20 protein-coding genes, 1 pseudogene and 1 riboswitch are annotated in these 20,066 nt (G+C 73.3%); of the genes and pseudogenes, 12 read left to right on the top strand and 9 right to left on the bottom strand.

Features of this window, described 5'->3' with window-relative positions:
- Nucleotides 1-19 precede the first annotated feature (19 nt).
- The gene (locus AC3IYI_RS08970) at nt 20-208 is read left to right on the top strand and encodes a hypothetical protein (RefSeq protein WP_489409670.1); all 189 of its coding nucleotides are present in this window, start codon (nt 20-22) and stop codon (nt 206-208) included.
- Nucleotides 199-945 carry a ZIP family metal transporter gene (locus AC3IYI_RS08965; RefSeq protein WP_489409669.1) on the top strand — a complete coding sequence of 249 codons (747 nt, stop codon included), beginning with the start codon at nt 199-201 and terminating at the stop codon, nt 943-945. The genes AC3IYI_RS08970 and AC3IYI_RS08965 overlap by 10 nt, the downstream gene beginning before the upstream one ends.
- 26 nt (nt 946-971) lie before the next feature.
- On the opposite strand, the gene AC3IYI_RS08960 is transcribed toward AC3IYI_RS08965, so the two are convergent.
- From AC3IYI_RS08960 to AC3IYI_RS08930, 7 genes and pseudogenes are all read right to left on the bottom strand, one after another.
- A complete protein-coding gene (locus AC3IYI_RS08960; protein WP_489409668.1) occupies nt 972-2,447 on the bottom strand; it encodes a cobyrinic acid a,c-diamide synthase CobB in 1,476 nt (491 codons plus the stop codon).
- The gene (cobO, locus tag AC3IYI_RS08955; protein WP_030829610.1) at nt 2,441-3,040 is read right to left on the bottom strand and encodes a cob(I)yrinic acid a,c-diamide adenosyltransferase; all 600 of its coding nucleotides are present in this window, start codon (nt 3,038-3,040) and stop codon (nt 2,441-2,443) included. The genes AC3IYI_RS08960 and cobO overlap by 7 nt, the downstream gene beginning before the upstream one ends.
- On the bottom strand, nt 3,040-5,175 hold the full coding sequence (locus tag AC3IYI_RS08950) for a putative cobaltochelatase (RefSeq protein ID WP_489409667.1): 2,136 nt from the start codon (nt 5,173-5,175) through the stop codon (nt 3,040-3,042). The genes cobO and AC3IYI_RS08950 overlap by 1 nt, the downstream gene beginning before the upstream one ends.
- Nucleotides 5,176-5,393: 218 nt before the next feature.
- Nucleotides 5,394-7,012: pseudogene (locus tag AC3IYI_RS08945) on the bottom strand (cobyric acid synthase); the annotation flags it as partial.
- Nucleotides 7,009-7,995: a cobalamin biosynthesis protein gene (locus AC3IYI_RS08940; RefSeq protein WP_489409666.1), complete on the bottom strand. Its 987-nt coding sequence runs from the start codon at nt 7,993-7,995 to the stop codon at nt 7,009-7,011. The gene AC3IYI_RS08940 and the pseudogene AC3IYI_RS08945, both read right to left, overlap by 4 nt.
- 58 nt (nt 7,996-8,053) lie before the next feature.
- Nucleotides 8,054-8,143: riboswitch (cobalamin riboswitch) on the bottom strand.
- A gap of 163 nt (nt 8,144-8,306) precedes the next feature.
- On the bottom strand, nt 8,307-8,528 hold the full coding sequence (locus AC3IYI_RS08935) for a hypothetical protein (protein WP_243338472.1): 222 nt from the start codon (nt 8,526-8,528) through the stop codon (nt 8,307-8,309).
- A gap of 28 nt (nt 8,529-8,556) precedes the next feature.
- A complete protein-coding gene (locus tag AC3IYI_RS08930) occupies nt 8,557-9,846 on the bottom strand; it encodes an inorganic phosphate transporter (protein ID WP_489409665.1) in 1,290 nt (429 codons plus the stop codon).
- Nucleotides 9,847-10,168: 322 nt separating this feature from the next.
- Here AC3IYI_RS08930 and AC3IYI_RS08925 point away from each other — a divergent pair, with 322 nt between their 5' ends.
- Both AC3IYI_RS08925 and AC3IYI_RS08920 read left to right on the top strand, forming a co-directional pair.
- The gene (locus AC3IYI_RS08925; protein ID WP_489409664.1) at nt 10,169-11,320 is read left to right on the top strand and encodes an alpha/beta hydrolase family protein; all 1,152 of its coding nucleotides are present in this window, start codon (nt 10,169-10,171) and stop codon (nt 11,318-11,320) included.
- A gap of 153 nt (nt 11,321-11,473) precedes the next feature.
- The gene (locus AC3IYI_RS08920; RefSeq protein WP_489409663.1) at nt 11,474-12,901 is read left to right on the top strand and encodes a hypothetical protein; all 1,428 of its coding nucleotides are present in this window, start codon (nt 11,474-11,476) and stop codon (nt 12,899-12,901) included.
- Between the two features lie 34 nt (nt 12,902-12,935).
- On the opposite strand, the gene AC3IYI_RS08915 is transcribed toward AC3IYI_RS08920, so the two are convergent.
- Together AC3IYI_RS08915 and ypfJ are read right to left on the bottom strand one after the other, a co-directional pair.
- Nucleotides 12,936-13,331, bottom strand: coding sequence for a VOC family protein (locus tag AC3IYI_RS08915; RefSeq protein WP_489409662.1), 396 nt, complete (start codon nt 13,329-13,331; stop codon nt 12,936-12,938).
- Nucleotides 13,332-13,416: 85 nt separating this feature from the next.
- The gene (ypfJ, locus tag AC3IYI_RS08910) at nt 13,417-14,307 is read right to left on the bottom strand and encodes a KPN_02809 family neutral zinc metallopeptidase (protein WP_489409661.1); all 891 of its coding nucleotides are present in this window, start codon (nt 14,305-14,307) and stop codon (nt 13,417-13,419) included.
- Between the two features lie 287 nt (nt 14,308-14,594).
- On the opposite strand from ypfJ, the gene AC3IYI_RS08905 reads away from it, so the two are divergent.
- From AC3IYI_RS08905 to AC3IYI_RS08870, 8 genes are all read left to right on the top strand, one after another.
- A complete protein-coding gene (locus tag AC3IYI_RS08905) occupies nt 14,595-16,193 on the top strand; it encodes an ABC-F family ATP-binding cassette domain-containing protein (RefSeq protein WP_243338481.1) in 1,599 nt (532 codons plus the stop codon).
- A gap of 354 nt (nt 16,194-16,547) precedes the next feature.
- Nucleotides 16,548-16,769, top strand: coding sequence for a helix-turn-helix domain-containing protein (locus tag AC3IYI_RS08900; RefSeq protein ID WP_204357858.1), 222 nt, complete (start codon nt 16,548-16,550; stop codon nt 16,767-16,769).
- 170 nt (nt 16,770-16,939) lie between these two features.
- A complete protein-coding gene (locus AC3IYI_RS08895; protein ID WP_489409660.1) occupies nt 16,940-17,719 on the top strand; it encodes an enoyl-CoA hydratase/isomerase family protein in 780 nt (259 codons plus the stop codon).
- 233 nt (nt 17,720-17,952) lie between these two features.
- Entirely contained in the window at nt 17,953-18,393 is a 441-nt protein-coding gene (locus AC3IYI_RS08890) for an Asp23/Gls24 family envelope stress response protein (protein WP_489409659.1), read from the top strand.
- A 10-nt stretch (nt 18,394-18,403) separates the two neighbouring features.
- Nucleotides 18,404-18,625 carry a hypothetical protein gene (locus AC3IYI_RS08885; protein WP_489409658.1) on the top strand — a complete coding sequence of 74 codons (222 nt, stop codon included), beginning with the start codon at nt 18,404-18,406 and terminating at the stop codon, nt 18,623-18,625.
- Nucleotides 18,622-18,984 (top strand): Asp23/Gls24 family envelope stress response protein, encoded by a 363-nt coding sequence (locus tag AC3IYI_RS08880; RefSeq protein WP_489409657.1) that lies wholly within the window; start codon nt 18,622-18,624, stop codon nt 18,982-18,984. Before AC3IYI_RS08885 ends, AC3IYI_RS08880 begins: the two co-directional genes overlap by 4 nt.
- Nucleotides 18,981-19,511: a DUF6286 domain-containing protein gene (locus tag AC3IYI_RS08875; RefSeq protein ID WP_489409656.1), complete on the top strand. Its 531-nt coding sequence runs from the start codon at nt 18,981-18,983 to the stop codon at nt 19,509-19,511. The genes AC3IYI_RS08880 and AC3IYI_RS08875 overlap by 4 nt, the downstream gene beginning before the upstream one ends.
- A complete protein-coding gene (locus AC3IYI_RS08870; protein ID WP_489409655.1) occupies nt 19,508-20,056 on the top strand; it encodes an alkaline shock response membrane anchor protein AmaP in 549 nt (182 codons plus the stop codon). The genes AC3IYI_RS08875 and AC3IYI_RS08870 overlap by 4 nt, the downstream gene beginning before the upstream one ends.
- Nucleotides 20,057-20,066: the final 10 nt, after the last annotated feature.

Here is a 20,066-nt window from a genome sequence, read left to right as displayed (position 1 = left end):
CGTGTTCGTGGTGCTGCTCGTGCTTGCGCTCGTGCTCGTGCTCGTGGACCGCGTGCCCGGGTACGTCGTGCCCGGGTACGTCGTGCGCAGGTACGCCGTGGGCGGGGACACCGCGTACGGCCGGCCCGTCAACCCTCCGTGGTCCGCCACCCGGGCGCGGAAGTGCGCGGGCGGCGCGGAGTCGGTATGCAGGGGCACATGGCCGTGATCGTGGCGCTGGGTGCGTTCCTGATGACCCTGGCAGGCGGATGGACGGCGCAGCGCGTCACCGACCGCCGCCACCTCGTGCTGGGCGTGGCCGGCGGGCTGATGCTCGGCGTCGTGGGCCTCGACCTGCTCCCGGAGGCCATGCACGCGGCCGGCGACGAACTGTTCGGAGTCCCGCTCGCCCTGCTGCTCTTCGTCGGCGGGTTCCTCGCCGCGCACTGCGTGGAACGCCTCCTGGCCGTCCGCCAGGCCTCCCACGGGGCCACGAACGGCGACGGGCACCCGGACCACGGCAAGAGGGTCCCCCAGGTCGGCCTGACGGCCGCCGCCGCCATGGTCGCCCACAGCCTCGCCGACGGGGTGGCCCTCGGCGCCGCGTTCCAGGTCGGCGGGGGGATGGGCGTGGCCGTGGCGCTGGCCGTCATCACCCATGACTTCGCCGACGGGTTCAACACGTACACCCTCACCCGGCTGTACGGGAACGCCCGCCGCAAGGCCCTGCTCATGCTCTTCGCGGACGCGGTGGCCCCCGTCGTGGGCGCCGCGTCCACTCTGCTGTTCACCCTTCCGGAGGAACCGCTCGGGGCCTACCTCGGCTTCTTCGGCGGCGTCCTGCTGTACTTGGCCGCCGCCGAGATCCTGCCCGAGGCCCACCACAAGCACCCCGCGCTGTCCACCCTGATGTGCACCGTGGGCGGGGTGGCGGGGATCTGGCTGGTCGTGGGCCTGGCGGAGTGACCGGGCCGGCCCCGGGCGTCTGCGGTTCACCGATGCGCTGCCGCGGCCTCGGCGAACCGCAGGGCCACGGAGGGCTCCGCCGCCCAGTGCGTGTGCAGGTAGCTGGCGTGTACCCCGCCCGCCACGAATCCCTCGACCCGGCGCTCCGGATGCGTGAACCCCCACGCCGGTGCGGCGCCGGCGCCCGGCTCGATCACCGTCCGGTGGAACTCGTGCCCGCGCAGCCGGGTCCCGGCCGGTGCGAGGACGCTGTCGGAGACGGCGACCGCCTCGCGGTAGCCGAGCGTGAGCCGCTCCGACATCCGCGCGTCGGCGTCGAGCACCCCGCACATGGGCTTCCCGTCCAGCGAACGGGCCAGGTACAGCAGCCCCGCGCACTCCGCGGCCAACGGACCGCCGGCCGCAGCGAACGCGGCGACGGCCTTGCGGAGCGGCTCGTTGGCGGACAGCTCCGGGGCGTACACCTCGGGGAACCCGCCGCCGATCACCAGGCCGGTGGTGCGGTCGGGGAGCTTCTCGTCCCGGAGCGGGTCGAAGGTGACCACCTCCGCGCCAGCGGCGGTGAGCAGCTCTGCGTGCTCGGCGTAGGAAAAGGTGAACGCGGCTCCGCCCGCGACGGCAATGACGGGTCCCCCACCCCGCCCCTTCCCGAAACCGGGCTCCACCCGGACCCGGTCCTCAAACGCCGGACGGGCTGGAAAATCCAGCCCCGCCGGCGTTTGAGGCGCGGGGTTCGGGGCGGAGCCCCGAGTACCCGCCAGGGCACGCTCCGGAGCCCAGGCTTCGCAGGCCAGCGGCGGGGCCGTGCGGGCCAGGGCCATCAGGGCCTCCAGGTCGCAGCCCGCCCGGACCTGCTCGGCCAGCGCGGCCACGGACGACACCGCATCCGCCCGCCGCTCGGCGACGGGCACCAGCCCCAGGTGCCGCGAGGGCGCGGCCACCTGGGGAGCGCGCCGCAGGACGCCGAGCACCGGCATCCCCGCTTCCTCCAGCGCCTCCCGCAGCATCACCTCGTGCCGGTCGGAGCCGACCTTGTTCAGGATCACGCCGCCGAGGCGCACCTGCGGGTCGAAGGAGGCGAAGCCGTGCACCAGCGCGGCCACCGACCGCGACTGCGAGGACGCGTCGACGACCAGCACCACCGGCGCCCGGAGCAGCTTCGCGACCTGCGCCGTCGACGCCAGTTCGCCCCGCCCCGCGGCCCCGTCGTAGAGCCCCATCACGCCTTCGATGACGGCCAGATCGCATCCGGCGGCCCCGTGCGCGAACAGCGGGGCCACCAGATCCGGCCCGCACATGAAGGCGTCCAGGTTGCGCCCCGGCCGGCCGGTGGCCAGCGCGTGGTAGCCCGGGTCGATGTAGTCGGGCCCGGCCTTGTGCGGGGACACGGCGAGGCCGCGCTCCGAGAAGGCCGCCATCAGGCCCGTCGCGACGGTGGTCTTGCCGCTGCCGGAGGACGGCGCGGCGATGACCAGTCTCGGTACGTTGAACGAGGTCACCACTCGATGCCCTTCTGGCCCTTCTGGCCGGCGTCCATCGGGTGCTTCACCTTGGTCATCTCGGTGACGAGGTCCGCGAACTCCACCAGCTTCTCCGGCGCGTTGCGTCCGGTGATCACCACGTGCTGGGTGCCGGGACGGCTGCGCAGCACCTCGATGACCTCGTCGACGTCGATCCAGCCCCAGTGCATCGGGTACGCGAACTCGTCCAGCACGTACAGCTTGTGCGTCTCGGCGGCCAGATCGCGCTTGACCTGCTCCCAGCCCTCCTTGGCCGCCTGCTCGTTGTCGAGCTGCGCGTCGCGCTGGACCCAGGACCAGCCCTCGCCCATCTTGTGCCAGACGACGGAGCCGCCCTCGCCGGAGGCGCCGAGCACCTTCAGCGCGTTCTCCTCGCCGACCTTCCACTTCGCCGACTTGACGAACTGGAACACTCCGATCGGCCAGCCTTGGTTCCAGGCGCGCAGCGCCAGGCCGAAGGCCGCCGTCGACTTGCCCTTGCCCGGCCCCGTGTGGACGAAGACGAGCGGGCGGTTGCGGCGCTGACGCGTCGTGAGTCCGTCGTCCGGAACGACGGACGGCTGTCCCTGCGGCATTACGCGGCCCTCCTGAGGGTCGGGGATGGGGTACGTACGCTTTTTACGAGCCCGGCCAGCGAATCGGCCCGCAGCCCGTCGAGGGTGACGGCCGGGCCGCCCAGATCGGCGGCCAGTACGCCGGCCAGCCCGAGCCGGACCGGCCCCGACTCGCAGTCCACGACCACGGAGGCGACCCCGCCGGCCGCCAGCAGCCGGGCGCTGCGCGCCGACAGCTCGCGCGGCGTGTCATGGTGCGGGCCGCCGACGGCGCCGGCCGAGGTGGCCCGTCCGTCGGTGACGACCACGAGCAGCGGGCGCCGGCTCGGGTCCCGCAGCCGTTCGATCCGCAACACCTCGTGGGCCTTGAGCAGCCCGGCGGCGAGCGGGGTGCGGCCGCCGGTCGGCAGCTTCTCCAGCCGGGCCGCGGCGGCGTCGACGGAGGAGGTGGGCGGCAGGGCCAGTTCGGCCGTGGAGCCCCGGAAGGTGATCAGGCCGACCTTGTCCCGGCGCTGGTAGGCGTCGAGCAGCAGGGACAGCACGGCCCCCTTGACCGCGCTCATGCGCTGCCGGGCGGCCATCGAGCCGGAGGCGTCGACGAGGAACAGGACGAGGTTGCCCTCGCGGCCCTCGCGGGTCGCCTGCCGCAGATCGTCCTTGCGGACGACCAGCCCGCGCCCCGTGCGCCCGCGCGCCTTCTGGTGCGGGGCCGCGGCGTGGACGGTCGCCGACAGGTGCAGTTTGGTCAGCTGGCCGCGGGGGCGCTGGGCGCCGGTGGTGCGGCCGTGCGCGGTGCGGGCCCGCGAACGCCGGCCGGACGCGCCCTCGCCGAGACCCGGGACGCTGAGCATCTTGGTGCGGAACGGCTCGGCCGCCCGTACGGGCGCCTGCTCGGCCGGACCGGCCGCCGCCTCGTTCTCCTGGGCGGAGGGCTGCGTCTCGGGCTGCTGCTCGGGCTGTTGCTCGGGCGCGTCCGGGGCCTCCGCTTCGGCTTCGGGCGCGTCCGGCCCGGATCCCTGCGGGGGTACGCCGCCCCCGCCGTCGGGGCCGCCACCGTCCGGGCCGTCGTCCTGCGGACCCTCACCCGGCCCTTCCGGCTCCGGCTCCGGCTCCGGCTCCGGCTCGGGCTCGGGCTCCGGCTCGTCGTCGGGGAACCCGTCCAGGATCCGGTCCAGCTTCTCCTCGTCGAGACCGGGCGCGTCGAAGGGGTTGCGGCGGCGCCGGTGGGGGAGCGCCAGCAGGGCGGCCTGCCGCACGTCCTCCTTGTGCACCTCGGTCCGCCCGGCCCAGGCGGCGAGCGCGGTCGCGGTACGGGCCATCACGATGTCGGCGCGCATGCCGTCGACCTCGAAACCGGCGCAGGTCGCCGCGATCTGCAGCAGCGAGGTGTCACCGAGGCGCACCTGCGGGAGCAGCGCCCGCGCGGCCACCACCCGGGCGCGCACCTCTTCCTCGTCCCCGGACCAGCGGCCCGCGAAGCCCGCGGGGTCGTCCTCGTAGGCGAGGCGGCGACGCACCACCTCGACCCGCTGGAGGGGCTCCCGGGAGGCGGCGACCTCGACGGTCAGCCCGAACCGGTCGAGCAACTGCGGGCGGAGCTCGCCCTCCTCGGGGTTCATCGTGCCGACGAGGAGGAAGCGGGCGGCGTGCCGTACGGACACGCCCTCGCGCTCGACGTAGGAGGCGCCCATCGCGGCGGCGTCGAGGAGCAGGTCGATGAGGTGGTCGTGAAGCAGGTTGACCTCGTCGACGTACAGGATCCCGCGGTGCGCGTCGGCCAGCAGGCCGGGCTCGAAGGCCTTCACGCCCTCGGCGAGGGCGCGTTCGATGTCGAGGGCGCCGACGAGCCGGTCCTCGGAGGCACCGACGGGCAGCTCCACCATGCGGGCGGGCCGTGCGGCCGCCGGTCCCGGCTCGTGGGGGCCGTCGGGGCAGGCGGGGTCCGGGGCGGTGGGCGCGCAGCTGAACCGGCAGCCGGGCACCACGTCCACCTGCGGCAGCAGGGTGGACAGGGCGCGGACGGCGGTGGACTTGGCGGTCCCCTTCTCGCCGCGCACGAGGACACCGCCGACCGCGGGGCTCACCGCGTTGAGCAGCAGCGCGAGGCGCAGGTCGCTCTGGCCGACCAGTGCGGTGAACGGGTAGGGCGTGCTCATGCGGTGGCCCCTTCTTGTATGCGGGTACGGATACGCGTGCGCGGGCGGGTGTGGACGGCGGGGCGGGGCTGCGGGTGTGCCGCTGCGCGGGGCGGAGTTCCCCTACCCGCCCTTTGCCCATCCCCCAGACTCCGTCCGGGGGGACCCCCAGCCGGGGCTGCGCCCCAGACCCCGCGCCTCAAACGCCGGCGAGGCTGGATGATGCCGCACAGCGGCAATTCCAGCCCGTCCGGCGTTTGAGGACCGGGTCCGGGCAGAGCCCGGGGAACGGAGGAAGGGCGGGTAGGGGACTGGCCCCGCAGGGCTGCGCCGCTCACGGCGCGCCCGGGGGGAGGAAGGGGAGGCCCGACGGGGCTCCGATCTCGATCAGGCGGAGCAGGGCGTCCGTGTCCGCGTGCTCCTCGATCAGGTCGCCGAGCAGGTCGAGCTGCTCCTCCCGCAGGGAGGAGAACGAGGTGTCCGGGGAAGGGACGAAACGGCGGCCGGCCGCGGCCGCGACCTCGCGGAGGAACGCCCGGCGGAAGCCGTCCGACTCCAGCGAGCCGTGCCAGTGCGTGCCCCACACCTCCCCGACCCGGCACCCGTCCAGGAAGGGGGTCCCGCCCAGGACTTCGGCCACGCCGTGGTGGATCTCGTACCCCTCCACCGGCTCGCCCAGCGCCGAACCCACCGGCCGCGCCAGGGTCTTCTCCCGCTCGAAGCGGACCCGTACGGGAAGCAGCCCGAGCCCGGGCACGGAGCCGGCCTTCGACTCGACCTCGTCCTCGATGTGTTCGCCCAGGAGCTGGAACCCGCCGCAGATGCCCAGGACCGGCCGGCCCTCGGCGGCCCGCCGGGCCAGCGCGTCCGCCAGGCCCCGCTCGCGCAGCCAGGCCAGCGCCTTGACCGTGCCACGGGTGCCGGGGACGACGACCAGGTCCGCGTCGGCCAGTTCCTCGGCCCGGTCCACGAACCGCACCACCACGCCCGGCTCCGCCGCCAGCGCGTCGACGTCCGTGAAGTTGGACATCAGCGGCACCGCGCAGACCGCGACCCGCAGCACGTCCTCGCCGACGGGCGGGGCGACCGCGGATTCCCGTCCCGCGCCCCGCAGGGAGACCCGCAGGCCGTCCTCCTCGTCGATGCCCAGCCCGTGCTGGAAGGGGAGCACGCCGTAGGTAGCGCGCCCGGTGAGGCCGCGCAGCATCTCCATGCCCGGTTCCAGCAGGGTGACGTCGCCGCGGAACTTGTTGACCAGGTAGCCCGCGATCAGCGACTGGTCCTCGGGAGAGAGCAGGGCCGTCGTACCGAAGAAGGACGCGAAGACGCCGCCCCGGTCGATGTCGCCGACGACGACCACCGGGAACCGCGCGGCCCGCGCGATGCCCATGTTCACGATGTCGGTCCGGCGCAGGTTGATCTCGGCCGGGCTGCCCGCCCCCTCGCAGATCACGGCGTCATACGTGCCCCGCAACTGCTCCAGACAGTCCGTGACGATGCCGAGCAACTGCTCCTGACGCCCCCCGTGGTAGCCGCGCGCGCTCATCTCGCCCACCGGCTTGCCCAGCAGCACCACCTGGCTGCTCCGGTCGCTGCCGGGCTTCAGCAGCACGGGGTTCATCAGCGCGGTCGGCTCCACGCGGGCAGCCTGGGCCTGCATGGCCTGCGCACGGCCGATCTCGGCGCCCTCCCTCGTCACGAAGGAGTTCAGCGACATGTTCTGCGCCTTGAACGGGGCCACCTTCACGCCCTGCCGGGCCAGCCACCGGCAGATGCCCGCCGTGACCACGCTCTTGCCCGCGTCCGAGGTCGTACCGGCGACGAGGAGACCCCCGCCGCGCTTCGCGCCGCCGCTCATGCGGGCCGCCCCTTCTTCTTCGTGTGCGCCATACGGGAGACCAGCGTCCGGGCGACCAGCGTCCGGGCGGCCACACAGGCCCCCAGCGCCACCCACGTCACCTGGCGCGACAGCCGCACCGCCCGTTCGATGTCGGCGACCTCCACGGGCCGCCCGGCCGCACCGTTGAGCACGGCCCGGTGCTCGACCCTGCCCGCGTACGCCAGCGTCCCGCCCAGCCGTACGCCCAGCGCCCCGGCGAAGGAGGACTCCACGGGCCCCGCGTTGGGGCTCGGGTGCTTGGCGGCGTCCGCGCGCCAGGCCCGTACGGCTCCCCGCCGGTCGGGCCCGGCCAGTACGGCGGCCAGGGCCGTCAGCCGGGCGCCCGGCCAGCCGGCCACGTCGTCGAGCCGGGCGGAGGCCCAGCCGTAGCGCAGGTGGCGGGGGGACTTGTGGCCGACCATCGCGTCCAGGGTGTTCACGGCGCGGAAGGCGAGCAGCCCGGGGACGCCCGCGACGGCGCCCCACACGAGGGCGCTGACCACGGCGTCGGAGGTGTTCTCGGCGACCGATTCGACGACCGCGCGGGCCATCTGCTGCTCGTCCAGCGCCTGCGGGTCGCGCCCGCAGAGGTGGGGCAGCCGCTCGCGGGCCACTTCGGCGTCCCCGGCGGCGAGCGCCCCGCCGATGGCACGGGCCTCCCGTCCCAGCGAGGTGCCGCCGACGACGGCCCAAGTGGCGGCGGCGGTGAGCGCGATACGGGCGGCCGCGGGCCCGGAGCGCACGGCGCGGGCGCCCAGCGCGCCGACGGCGGCCGCGCCTCCGGCGCACAGCAGGGTGTGCAGGGCGCCCCGCGCGCGGTCGTCGCGCCACAGGGCGCGTTCGACGGCGGCGGCGGCTCGTCCGAAGGCGGCCACGGGGTGCCCTCGGCGAGGATCCCCGAGGATCCGGTCGCCGATCAGGCCCGCCGTGACGCCGTACGCGAAGACGCGATCGGCACGCATGGTGGCAGGTATGTCCTCACTCAGGGTCCGCGCCCTGGTTCGACGTGTCCGGCGGCGAGAGTTCCTGGCTCCCGGCCGCACACGGCCAGAGGTCCGCGTGCGCCGGTGACAGTGGCGGGACCGCGCCGGATTCGCACCGGACTTCCTCTCCATGCCGCCGTAATGGCTCGGGCAGTCCACCACGCAGCGCGAAGGCCCGTCAACTCGCCGTTGACCTGCGATGGGGTGGCGGGGGGAGGAGGGGCCAGGGCATGCGAAAGCTCCCTCCGGTACGAACCCGGAGGGAGCCTTCGTACGTGCCGTCCCGCGCCTCAGGCGACGATCAGGTAGATCCCGTAGGCCACGGCCGCCGCGCAGAGCGCGAAGCAGGCGTACGCACCGCTACGGGCCAGGGTGGCGGCGCCGCCCTGTTCGGTGGCGGCCTCGTGCTTGGAGAGCCCCATCAGACCCAGGGTGAACAGGGTCACCAGGACGACGGTGGCGGAGAGGCTGACCCCGAAGACGGAGCCGAGTGCTTCCCAGTCGATCTTCATACCGCTGAATCCTCTGTCGTTCTCGGGGTCAGACGGCCGCGGCCGGAGACTGCGGACTTGTCGGGGCGGCCGTCACGGCCGGGATGGTGGCCTTGAGTTCCTCGTCCGTCACCGCGGCGGTGCTGCCGACGGCGGCGACTGCCGCGAGATCGGGCTGCGGGACGCTGACGGCCGCGATGGCCGTGGTGACGACACCCGGCTCCTCGGCGGCGGCCGTCTCGACCTCGTTGACGTTGGTGTGGTCGACGACCTGGCGGCGGGAGATCAGCCAGATGGCGACGCAGGAACCGATCAGGAAGACCGTGACGCCGGCGATGCCGATGTCCCCGGTGCGCATGACCAGCTCGGCGCCGGCGGCCACCAGGGCCGCGGCCGGGAGGGTCAGGCCCCAGGCGATGAACATGCGGGTGGCGGTGGACCAGCGGACCACGCCGCCCTTGCGTCCCAGACCCGAACCCATGACGGCGCCGGAGCACGCGTGGGTGGTGGAGAGGGAGAAGCCGATGGAGGAGGAGGCCAGGATGACGCTGGCGGCCGAGGTCTGGGCGGCGAAGCCCTGCTGCGGCTGCAGGTCGGTCAGGCCCTTGCCCATGGTGCGGATGATGCGCCAGCCGCCCAGGTAGGTGCCCATCGCGATGGCCATGCCGGCGGAGACGATGACCCAGACCGGCGGGTTGGACCCGGGCGCGAGGGCGCCGCCGGCGACGAGCGCCAGGGTGATGATGCCCATCGTCTTCTGCGCGTCGTTGGTGCCGTGCGCCAGCGAGACGAGACTCGCGGAAGCGATCTGGCCCGCGCGGTAGCCCTTGGCCGAGGTCTTCTCGCCCATCCCCTTGCCGACCTTGTACGTGACCTTCGTGGCCAGGTACGCGGCGAAGCCGGCGACCAGCGGCGCGGCGATCGCGGGGATCAGCACCTTGGTGACGACGACGCTGCCGTTGACGGCGCCCATGCCGGCGGAGGCCACGGCCGCACCGATCAGGCCGCCCATCAGGGCGTGCGAGGAGCTGGAGGGCAGTCCGACCAGCCAGGTGACGAGGTTCCAGAGGATCGCGCCGACCAAGGCGGCGAAGATGACCTCCGGCTGGATGCCTTCCTCGTTGACCAGTCCCTTGGAGATCGTCTTGGCGACCTCCACGGACATGAAGGCGCCGACGAGGTTGAGCACGGCGGACATCGCCACCGCGGTCTTGGGCTTGAGGGCGCCGGTCGAGATGGTGGTGGCCATCGCGTTGGCCGTGTCGTGAAAACCGTTCGTGAAATCGAACACGAGAGCGGTGATGATCACGATCCCGAGGAGAAGCGTTATGTGCTCCATTTACCCAGGCTTCTGTTTGACGTCAGTGGTTCGTGGACCGTAGATAACCTGGATGAACGGAAGGTGAACTGACAGGGTTCATGCGGTGTATCGGTACGGCACTCGATCGGGACCTTCGTCCCGAGAAGTGCGTTGATATGTCGATTAATGCACGTCACGGCAGGGGTGTACGCACGGTTCGGGGCAGGACTTCCGGTAGCCCGCCCGCACGCCCGGGACCCCCGAAGAGACCTAGATCACCCTCCGTGCCACCCCTCCGGGGTGCCGGCCGGAGCCGTTCCCTCCGGTGGCCCGCCGAACCGTCCGCCTCGACACTGGAACGGTGCGTACCGCTACAGCGACGGCAGCGGCCGTCACCACGACCCTGCTCGGCGCCGGCGCGGCCGCCGTCACCGCCGTCACCGCCGCCGCGCTCGCCGGCCGGTACGCCGCCGACGCGGCCCTGCGGACCGAGCCCGGCCGTCCGCTCCCCGGCAGCCCCCGGCTCAGCGTCCACTCCGCCGCGGACGGCCGGGTCGAGCTGACCCGCTCGCTCGCCTCCCTGCGACCCGGGACCTACGGGCTCACCGCGCCCGGGGTGCACGCCGTGGTCGGGCCCGTCCTCCCCGACGCCCCGCACGACCCCGACACCGTGGTGCGCCGGCTCCTCGCCGTCACCCACGGCAGCCTCGACCCCGGAACCCGCGTCACCCTCACCCCGCAGGTCCACCTGGGCAACCCGCGCACGGCCCTCGGACTGGACCACGCCGACGTGGACGTCCCCGGGGAGCTCGGGGCGCTGCCCGCCTGGTTCGTGCCCGCGGCCCGCGACACCTGGGTGATCACCGTGCACGGGCTCGGCGCCACCCGCGAGCACCCGATGGTGGTCATGCCCTTCCTCCACCGCAACAAGCTCCCCGTCCTGGACCTCGGGTACCGGGGCGACCTCGGAGCCCCCGAGTCACCGGACGGCCTCGGCCACCTCGGCGAGTCCGAATGGCGCGATCTCGACGCCGCCATCCGCTACGCCCTGCGCTACGGCGCCCGCCGTGTGATCCTGCACGGCTGGTCGACCGGCGCCGCCATGGCCCTGCACGCCGCCCGGCGCTCGGCGCTGGCCGACCGGATCTCCGGACTGGTCCTCGACTCGCCCGTACTGGACTGGCACGCCACCCTGCGCGCCCTCGCCGCCGCGCGCCGCACCCCGGCCCCGCTCCTCCCGTTCGCGGTCAAGGCCGCGGAGGGCCGTGCGGGGCTGCGCGCCGACCGGCGGGCCCCGGGGTCGGATCCGGCCGCGCTGAAGGTGCCCGTACTGATCTTCCACGGCCCCGACGACGCGCTCGCCCCCTGGGAGCCCTCCCGCCGGCTCGCCGCGGCCCGCCCCGACCTCGTCACCCTGCACTCCGTTTCCGACGCCGCCCACGGGGCGATGTGGAACGCCGATCCCGCCGCGTACGAAGAGGCGCTGCGCCGCTTCCTGACCCCTTTGATGTGACGGGCCGGGTGACGGACCGTCGGACGAGTTGTCCGAAGACTGCGGGGCGGACGGGACGGGGAGGGAGGATTGTCCCGTTCTGTACCAGCGGGGCCTTGTGACAATGGCTGGTTCCGTTTGGGCTTTCGGCCAGTGACGGGCGAGACTGCTCACGTGACGTCCCGAAAGCCTGATGAGCAGTTGGCTCGCGACTCCAGACTCCGACTCGTCGCCCCGCGGTCCGTGGCCACGGCCCGCAAGGCGGTGACCGACCGGCGCACCCGGACCGCCCCGCGGCCTCCGGCGGGCACACCTGCCACGGCCGACCTGGCGAACAGGGCCCGAGCCTCCCTCGCCGACGCGGTACGGCTCGCCCGCTGGGCCGAACTGCACCTAGGCGGCGCGGACGGCGCCGGGCCCGCCCCGGCGGGCGCCCTGCCCGCCGCCGAAACCGAACGCGCCGCAGCCCAGCTGAGCCTGACGCCGGGCCAGATCCGGGTCGGCTGGGACCGCGCCCGGCTCGCCGGCCTGATCGAGATGCACGGCGGGCACGCCCGCCCGGGCTGGCGCCTGCGCGCCTGGAACCGTGACGACACCGCCGTCCTGCGCGGCTGGGTCGCCCTCTTCGACGCCTGGTCACTGGTCCACCCGGCCCCCGCCGACATCGCCCCCGCGGCCGTCGCCGAGGTGGTCGAGGCCATGCCCCAGCTGCTCTCCCTGCTCCAGCTCTCCGCCGGTCCCGTGACCGTCCCCGATCTGCTGGACCTGCTCGGACAGCGCGTCGACGAACTGCGCGACGAGCGGTGCGAGGTCCCCTACGAGTCCACGGCGCAGGCCGTCGGGACCCCGCAGGCCGGTCCCGCGCCGGCCGCAGCGCCCGTCCCGCTCGCCCGGCTGCTGCGCTGGGCGCTGGGCGGGCTCGCCGCCGTGGATGCCGTCACCCTCGGCCCCGCCCGGGCCACCCTCACCCCGCTCGGGAGCTGGGCCGTCTGGGTCAAGCTGGAGCAGATCTGCGTCGCCGCGCAGAGCCCCGCCGGGAACATCGAACAGTCCGCCGCCGCCATGCTGCACGGCTGCGCGCGGCTCACCCCCGGCCCGGCCCGCGCCGAATACCAGGCCTGGCTCGCCGCCCGGCCCGTCGGCCACGCGGTCTCCGAACTGCTGCACGCGGCCCGCGGCGAGGACGCCCTGTTGCGCGGGCTCGCCTTCGAAGCCCTGCGCGTCGTCGGAGCCCCGGCCGAACCCGACGTGCGGGCGGCCTCCCGGGAGCCCGCGCTGCGCCCCTACGCCCTGCTCTGGCTCGCCGAGCACGACGGGGTCGACCCCGACGAGGCGCAGGACGTGCTCACCGCCGAGGAGCAGACCTGGCTCTGGGTGGACACCGCGGCCGCCATCGCCGACCACGGCGAGGCCGAACTGCTGGCCCGCCACCTGGACTCGGCGGTGCGGACCACGGTTCCGCGGCTGCTGGACGAGGTCCGCGCGGTCGGGCACCCGCGCACGGTGCAGGTGCTGGTCGCGCTGGCCGCCGCCCATCCCGATCCCGCCCTGGCCAAGGCGGTGCGCCGGGCCGCCTTCCAGGTGCACACCGGCGGCGCGTAGCGCCCGTAGCGCAAGCGCGTACGCGCGGCAGGTCCTAGACCTGCGGCGCGTACGTCCCGAAGCTCCACACGTTGCCCTCGGCGTCGCGGGCCATGTAGTCCCGCGAGCCGTAGTCCTGGTCGGTCGGCTCCATCAGGATCTCCACACCGTGCTCGACGGCCCGGCGGTGGTGGGCGTCCACGTCGTCGACGCGCACGTAGACCCCGGCCGGGCCGGCCGTCTCCATCGCCTTGTCGAAGGCACCGCCGGTGCCCTTGCTGCCCAGCATCACCATGCCGTTCCCGTAGGACAGCTCGGCGTGCGCCACCGCGCCGTCCTCGCCCTCGTACGCCGCGACCTGGGTGAAGCCGAAGGCTTCCGTGAGCAGCTGGATGGCGGCCTTGGCGTCGGTGTACAGCAGCGTCGGACAGATGGACGGAACGCCTGCCATGACGATCACTCCCTCTCGTACCGTGGGTGGACAGTCCGTGGATGGACAGTGAGCCACGTCACAGCATGGCAGGCGCCGCGAGAAGTCAGCGGAAGGTGTTGCACTGGGCCATGTCGCCCGTGCGGTAGCCCTGGTAGAACCACTGCTGGCGCTGTTCGGCCGAGCCGTGCGTCCAGGACTCCGGGGTCACCCGGCCCTGGAACTTCTCCTGGATCCGGTCGTCGCCGACCGCCGCCGCCGCGTCCAGGCCGTCCTTGATGTCCTCGTCGGTGAGGCTGGTGATCAGGGGCTTGCCCGTGGACTCGTCCGGGGTCTTCGTCGCGTTGTGGGCCCAGACCCCGGCGTAGCAGTCGGCCTGCAGCTCGACCCGTACCGCGTTGCTGGTCGCGCCCTGCCGGCCGTCCTGGGCCTTCTGCAGGGTGCCGGTCAGGTTCTGGATGTGGTGGCCGTACTCGTGGGCCACCACGTACGCCTGGGCGAAGGGGCCGCCGCTCGCGCCGAACTTGGTGCGGAGCTCGTTGAAGAAGCCCAGGTCCAGATAGACCTGCCGGTCACCGGGGCAGTAGAAGGGGCCGACCGCCGAGGTGGCCGCCCCGCAGGCGGTGCCCACCTTGCCGGTGAAGAACACCGTCTGCGCCGGGCTGTACTGGGCGCCGCGCCTGGCGAACTCCTGCTTCCAGAAGTCCTGGGTGCTGTTGATCACCGCCACCAGCCGGCAGTCCTCCTTGGTGTTCGCGTCCGCGCCGGTCTTGCAGCTCTGCTGCACCTGGGCGGCGGAGGAGGCGGTCGACGCGGGCTCGGGGCTTGCGTCGGACAGGCCCAGCTGTTCCGGGCCCACCCCGAACAGCAGGCCCATGATCAGTGCGATGAGTCCGATGATGCCGCCGCCGACCGTGGCCTTTCCGCCCGGGATGCGGCTGCCGCGCACGTCCTTGACCTCGGAAGTGTCCAGATTGGCGTTGTCGTCGAACTGCATCCCGCACCGCCCTCCATTCCTGCCAAGGGGGGTACGAGTACACCCCTGCGGTGAGTATCAACCCGTTCATCCTCATACGCCCCCTGGTGAGGAGGCGTGCTCCCTGGGCCGAACGGGGGACACGGGGGCGGGGGTGGCGCCGGTCCCGCCAGGGGCGGGCGGGCCCGAAAGTAGTTGCGGACCCCCGGTAGAATGACTCCCATGGCAAATCTCCTCGCGGATTAGCGGCGTCGAAGCATCGCGTCCTGCCCCCCTTCCGCCGTCCCGACCCGCCCTGGAGTATTTCCGTGATCACCGCCACCGGCATCGAGCTGCGCGCCGGCGCCCGCATCCTCATCGAGAACGCCTCCTTCCGCATCGCCAAGGGCGACCGCATCGGCCTCGTCGGCCGCAACGGAGCCGGCAAGACCACCCTCACCAAGTGCCTCGCGGGCGAGGGAACGCCGGCCGGCGGCAGCATCGCCCGCTCGGGCGAGGTCGGCTACCTCCCGCAGGACCCGCGCACCGGCGACCTCGACGTGCTGGCCAGCGACCGGATCCTGTCCGCCCGCGGACTCGACGTGCTGCTCAAGAAGATGCGGATGAACGAGGAGCGCATCTCCTCCGGCTCCGGCGCCACCCGCGAGAAGGCGATGCGCCAGTACGAGCGCCAGGAGACCGAGTTCCTCACCAAGGGCGGTTACGCCGCCGAGTCCGAGGCCGCGACCATCTCCGCCGCCCTCGGCCTGCCCGACCGGGTGCTCGGCCAGCCGCTGCACACCCTCTCCGGTGGTCAGCGCCGCCGCGTCGAGCTCGCGCGGATCCTCTTCTCGGACGCCGACACCCTCCTCCTCGACGAGCCGACCAACCACCTCGACGCCGACTCGATCGTGTGGCTGCGCGACTACCTGAAGACCTACCGCGGCGGCTTCATCGTCATCTCCCACGACGTGGACCTGGTCGAGACGGTCGTCAACAAGGTGTTCTACCTGGACGCCAACCGCTCCCAGATCGACGTCTACAACATGGGCTGGAAGCTCTACCAGCAGCAGCGCGAGGCCGACGAGAAGCGCCGCAAGCGCGAGCGCCAGAACGCCGAGAAGAAGGCCGCGGCGCTGAACTCGCAGGCCGACAAGATGCGCGCGAAGGCCACCAAGACCGTCGCCGCCCAGAACATGGCCAAGCGCGCCGACCGGCTGCTCGCGGGCCTGGACGCCGTCCGCGTCTCCGACAAGGTCGCCAAGCTGCGCTTCCCGGACCCGGCGCCCTGCGGCAAGACCCCGCTGACCGCCGAGGGCCTGTCGAAGTCCTACGGCTCGCTGGAGATCTTCACCGACGTCGACCTGGCCATCGACAAGGGCTCCCGCGTGGTCATCCTCGGCCTCAACGGCGCCGGCAAGACCACGCTCCTGCGCCTGCTGTCGGGCACCGAGAAGCCCGACACCGGCACGGTCGTCCCCGGCCACGGCCTCAAGCTCGGCTACTACGCCCAGGAGCACGAGACCCTGGACCCGGAGCGCTCGGTCCTGGAGAACATGCGCTCCTCGGCGCCGGACCTGGACCTGGTCTCCGTGCGCAAGACGCTCGGCTCCTTCCTCTTCTCCGGCGACGACGTGGACAAGCCCGCGGGCGTCCTGTCCGGCGGTGAGAAGACCCGCCTCGCCCTGGCGACGCTGGTCGTCTCCTCGGCCAACGTGCTGCTGCTCGACGAGCCCACCAACAACCTCGACCCGGCCAGCCGCGAGGAGATCCTGGGCGCCCTGCGCACGTACAAGGGCGCCGTCATCCTCGTCACCCACGACGAGGGCGCGGTCGAGGCGCTCGAGCCGGAGCGGATCATCCTGCTCCCGGACGGCGTCGAGGACCTCTGGGGTCCGGACTACCGGGACCTGGTGTCGCTCGCCTGAGGCCCTTCCGCTTCCGTGATCCTTTGCTTATGGATCATTCGGCTCAGACGTGATCCATCATCTGAGTGAGACGGTCTCATACCGCTCCGTGCCCGACGAAGGCCCCGGCCGCACCTCCCAGGAGGTGCGGCCGGGGCCCTTCCGTTTTTCCGCTCCGGCCCCTGACCTGGCCATTCATGCCGGGGGAGCGGAAATGTGACGGAGGTTATGCAGCGGAAGAGAAGATTCCGTTCTGCTCGTGCGTCCATGCCTGAAGAAATGCCGCCGTACCGACCTTGCTGAATGGGTGGCCAGGAAGCCGGGGAGGGGTGATCATGAGAAGTCCAGAGCGCACTTCCCATAGAGGAGGCACGGGTGGCCGAAACTCTGAAGAAGGGCAGCCGGGTAACCGGCGCCGCGCGTGACAAGCTCGCGGCAGACCTGAAGAAACAGTACGACTCCGGTGCGAGTATCCGGGCGCTGGCCGAATCGACTGGCCGGTCCTACGGATTCGTCCATCGGATGCTCAGCGAGTCCGGAGTGACGCTGCGTGGTCGCGGTGGCGCGACGCGTGGCAAGAAGGCGGCTACGGCCTGACCATTTGGTTCCCCTTGGTTCCAACGGTTTTCCGTATTCAGCTTCACGGTTCCAGTTCCACCGTCCTTCGGTGACCCCCGGTCGGCTCCATGGCCGGCCGGGTGGTTACTGTGCAGTCACTTAGGCCGAGATCGCGGCCGAACGACGGCACAACCACCGGAGGCACACAGATGGCTCTGCTCGACAAGGACGGCGTACGGCTCACCGTCGACGACACGGTCGCCACGGTGACACTGACCAATCCAGCCAAGCGAAACGCTCAATCCCCCGCGCTCTGGCGGGCGTTGACGGAGGCTGGAAGGTCGTTGCCGGGCACCGTCCGGGTCGTCGTGCTGCGCGGCGAAGGGCAGTCCTTCTCCGCAGGGCTCGACCGGCAGGCGTTCACCCCCGAAGGCTTCGAGGGCGAGCCGTCCTTCCTTGACCTGGCGCGCGGTTCGGAGGAACTGCTCGACTCCACCATCGCCGAGTACCAGGAGGCGTTCACCTGGTGGCGGCGCAACGACATCATCTCCGTCGCCGCCGTTCAGGGGCACGCGATCGGTGCCGGTTTCCAGCTTGCCCTCGCGTGCGATCTGCGCGTCGTCGCGGACGACGTGCAGTTCGCCATGCGCGAGACCGGGCTGGGCCTGGTGCCCGACCTCGGCGGCACGCAGCCGCTGACCTCGGCGGTCGGCTATGCCCGCGCGCTCGAAATCTGCGCGACGGGACGCTTCGTCCACGCCGAGGAGGCGGAACGGATCGGCCTCGCGAACCTGGTCGTCCCCGCGGGCGAACTCGACGCGGCCGTCCAGGACCTCACCACCGCGCTGCTGGCTCCGCCGCGGGATGCGGTGGTCGAGACGAAGGCGCTGCTGCGGGGCGCTGGGTCGCGCCCCTACGACGACCAGCGCGCCGCCGAGCGCGCCGCCCAGGCCCGCCGCCTGCGGGACCTGGCGGGCCTCTCCGACTAGCCGCGGCGCCGTTCCCGGGGACCAGCCCCCGGACCCCCGCTCCTCAAACGCCGGAGGGGCTGGATTTGCCCGGCGTTCGAGGATCGGGGTCCGGGCAGCGCCCGGGGAACGGTGGAAGGCCGGGGCGGGGACTTTGCCCCGCAGGGCCGATCACCCGCAGCCGCGTCGGGACGGGCAGCGGAGCCGGTCCCGACTTACGGTGGTCGGGAGCCCACCGTGCGAAGGGATCACCCATGACCGAATCCGCCGCCACAGGCGGCAGCAACACCGCCAAGCCCCCCGCCGACCGCGGGAAGACGAGCATCGCCGACGGCGTGGTCGAGAAGATCGCCGGCCTGGCCGCCCGCGAGGTGGTCGGCGTCCACGCCATGGGCAGCGGCAGCGGCCTCTCCCGTACCTTCGGCGCCGTCCGCGACCGCGTCCCCGGCGGGGCCAAGTCCACCGTCAGCCGGGGCGTGAAGGCGGAGGTCGGCGAGGTGCAGACCGCCCTCGACCTGGAGATCGTCGTGGATTACGGCGTGTCGATCAGGGACGTGGCCCGGGCCGTCCGTGAGAACGTCGTCTCGGCGGTGGAGCGGATGACCGGCCTCGAGGTCGTGGAGGTCAACATCGCGGTCAGCGACGTCAAGCTGCCGGACGAGGACGACGAGGAGCCGGAGTCCCGACTGCAGTAGAGGAGTCCGCATGAGCATGGCGGTCGTCGGCCTGGTGGCCGGCATGGCACTGGGGTTCGCCGGGTACTTCGGCGGCTTCGGGGCCTTCCTGCTGGTGGCCGCGCTCGGCGCCATCGGCTTCGTCGTGGGCCGGTTCCTCGACGGGGACCTGGAACCGGGGGACTTCTTCCGTCCCCGGGGCCGCCCCGGGGACCGTGATCGCGATCAGGACCGGGGGGACCGGGACCGATGAGCACGCCCCGTCCCACCCCGCCCCGGGTGCCCGCCGCCGAGCGGGGAGCCACCCGGATCGCCGACCGGGTCGTGGCGAAGATCGCCGCCCAGGCCGCCCGGGAGGCGCTGACCCGGCCCGCTCCGGACGCGGCCCCGCCGCACGCCACCGTCACCGTGCACCACGACATCGCCCGCGTACGGGTGGTCCTGGAGCTCCCCTACCCCTCGGACCTCGCCGCCCAGTGCGCAGCCGTACGCCGCCACGTCGCCCTGCGCGTCGAGGAGTGCGCGGACATGGCCGTACCCGAGGTGGACGTGGACATCGAGCACCTGCGCCCCGCGCGGCCCGCCGCCGGGCGGGACCGGCGGGTCCGGTGAGCGCCCGCTTCCGGTCGCCCCGGCGGTTGCCGGCGGCCGTCGGGGCGTTCGCCGTCCTCGGGGTGGCGGGGCTGTTCCTGTACGACCTGGCGGCGGTACGGGCCCACCGCCCGGGGATGCGCTGGCGCGACGAGCTCTCCCGGGCGCTGGAGCGGCACACCCCGGCCGACCCCGGCGTGCTGATCGGCGGCGGAGTCCTGGCCGCGGCCGGGGCCGCGCTGCTGCTGTACGCACTCACCCCGGGCCTGCGCGGGATCCTCCCGATGACCTCGGGGCACCCGGAGGTCCGCGGCGGACTGGAACGCAAGGCCGCCGCGCAGGTGCTGCGCGACCGGGTCATGGAGGTGGCCGGGGTCCGGTCGGTGCGGGTCAGCGTGGGCCGCGCCCGCATCGGTGTCCGGGCCGTGTCCCACTTCCGCGAACTGGACGACGTACGGGCCGATCTGGACGCGGTGCTGGCCGTCGGCCTCGACGAGCTGGGCCTGGCCCACGCGCTGCGGCCGAGGGTACGGGTGAACCGCCGGTGACCCTCGGGACGGTGAACCGGGTCCTGCTCGCCCTGATCGGACTGCTCCTGCTGGCGGCGGGGGCGTCGGTGCTGACCGCGTCCGGCCCGTTCGAGGGCCGCCACGAACCGCTGCTGGCGCCGCACGGGCGGGGCTGGCCGGCGCCCTGGTGGGTGCTGCTCGCCGCACTCGGGGTCTGCGTCCTGCTGGCGCTGTGGTGGCTGCTGTCCCAACTGCGGCGGGCCCGGCTCGCGGAGGTGCTCGTGGACACCGGGGACGGGGCGTTCGCGGTGCTGCGCGGGCGGGCGCTGGAGGAGGCCGTCGAGGCCGACGTCCAGGAGGCCGTGGAGGGCGTGGCCCGGTGCCGGGTCACGCTGCGGGGGCGGCGCGGGGCCCCGGCCCTGCGGGTCGCCCTGGAGCTGGAGCCGCACGCGGTGCCGGCCGACGTGCTGGCGGCCCTCGCCGGCCCGGTGCTGGGCCGGGCCCGCGCCTCGGCGGCGCTCCCGGCCCTCCCGACGGAGGCCCGCCTCCACGTCACCCCCCGCCGGGCGCGACGGGTGACCTAGTGCTGTGACC

It is taken from the genome of Streptomyces sp. GL_148 (genome assembly GCF_057834205.1).
Note: the sequence above shows the minus strand (reverse complement) of the source record. Positions and strands in the feature narration are given on the sequence as shown.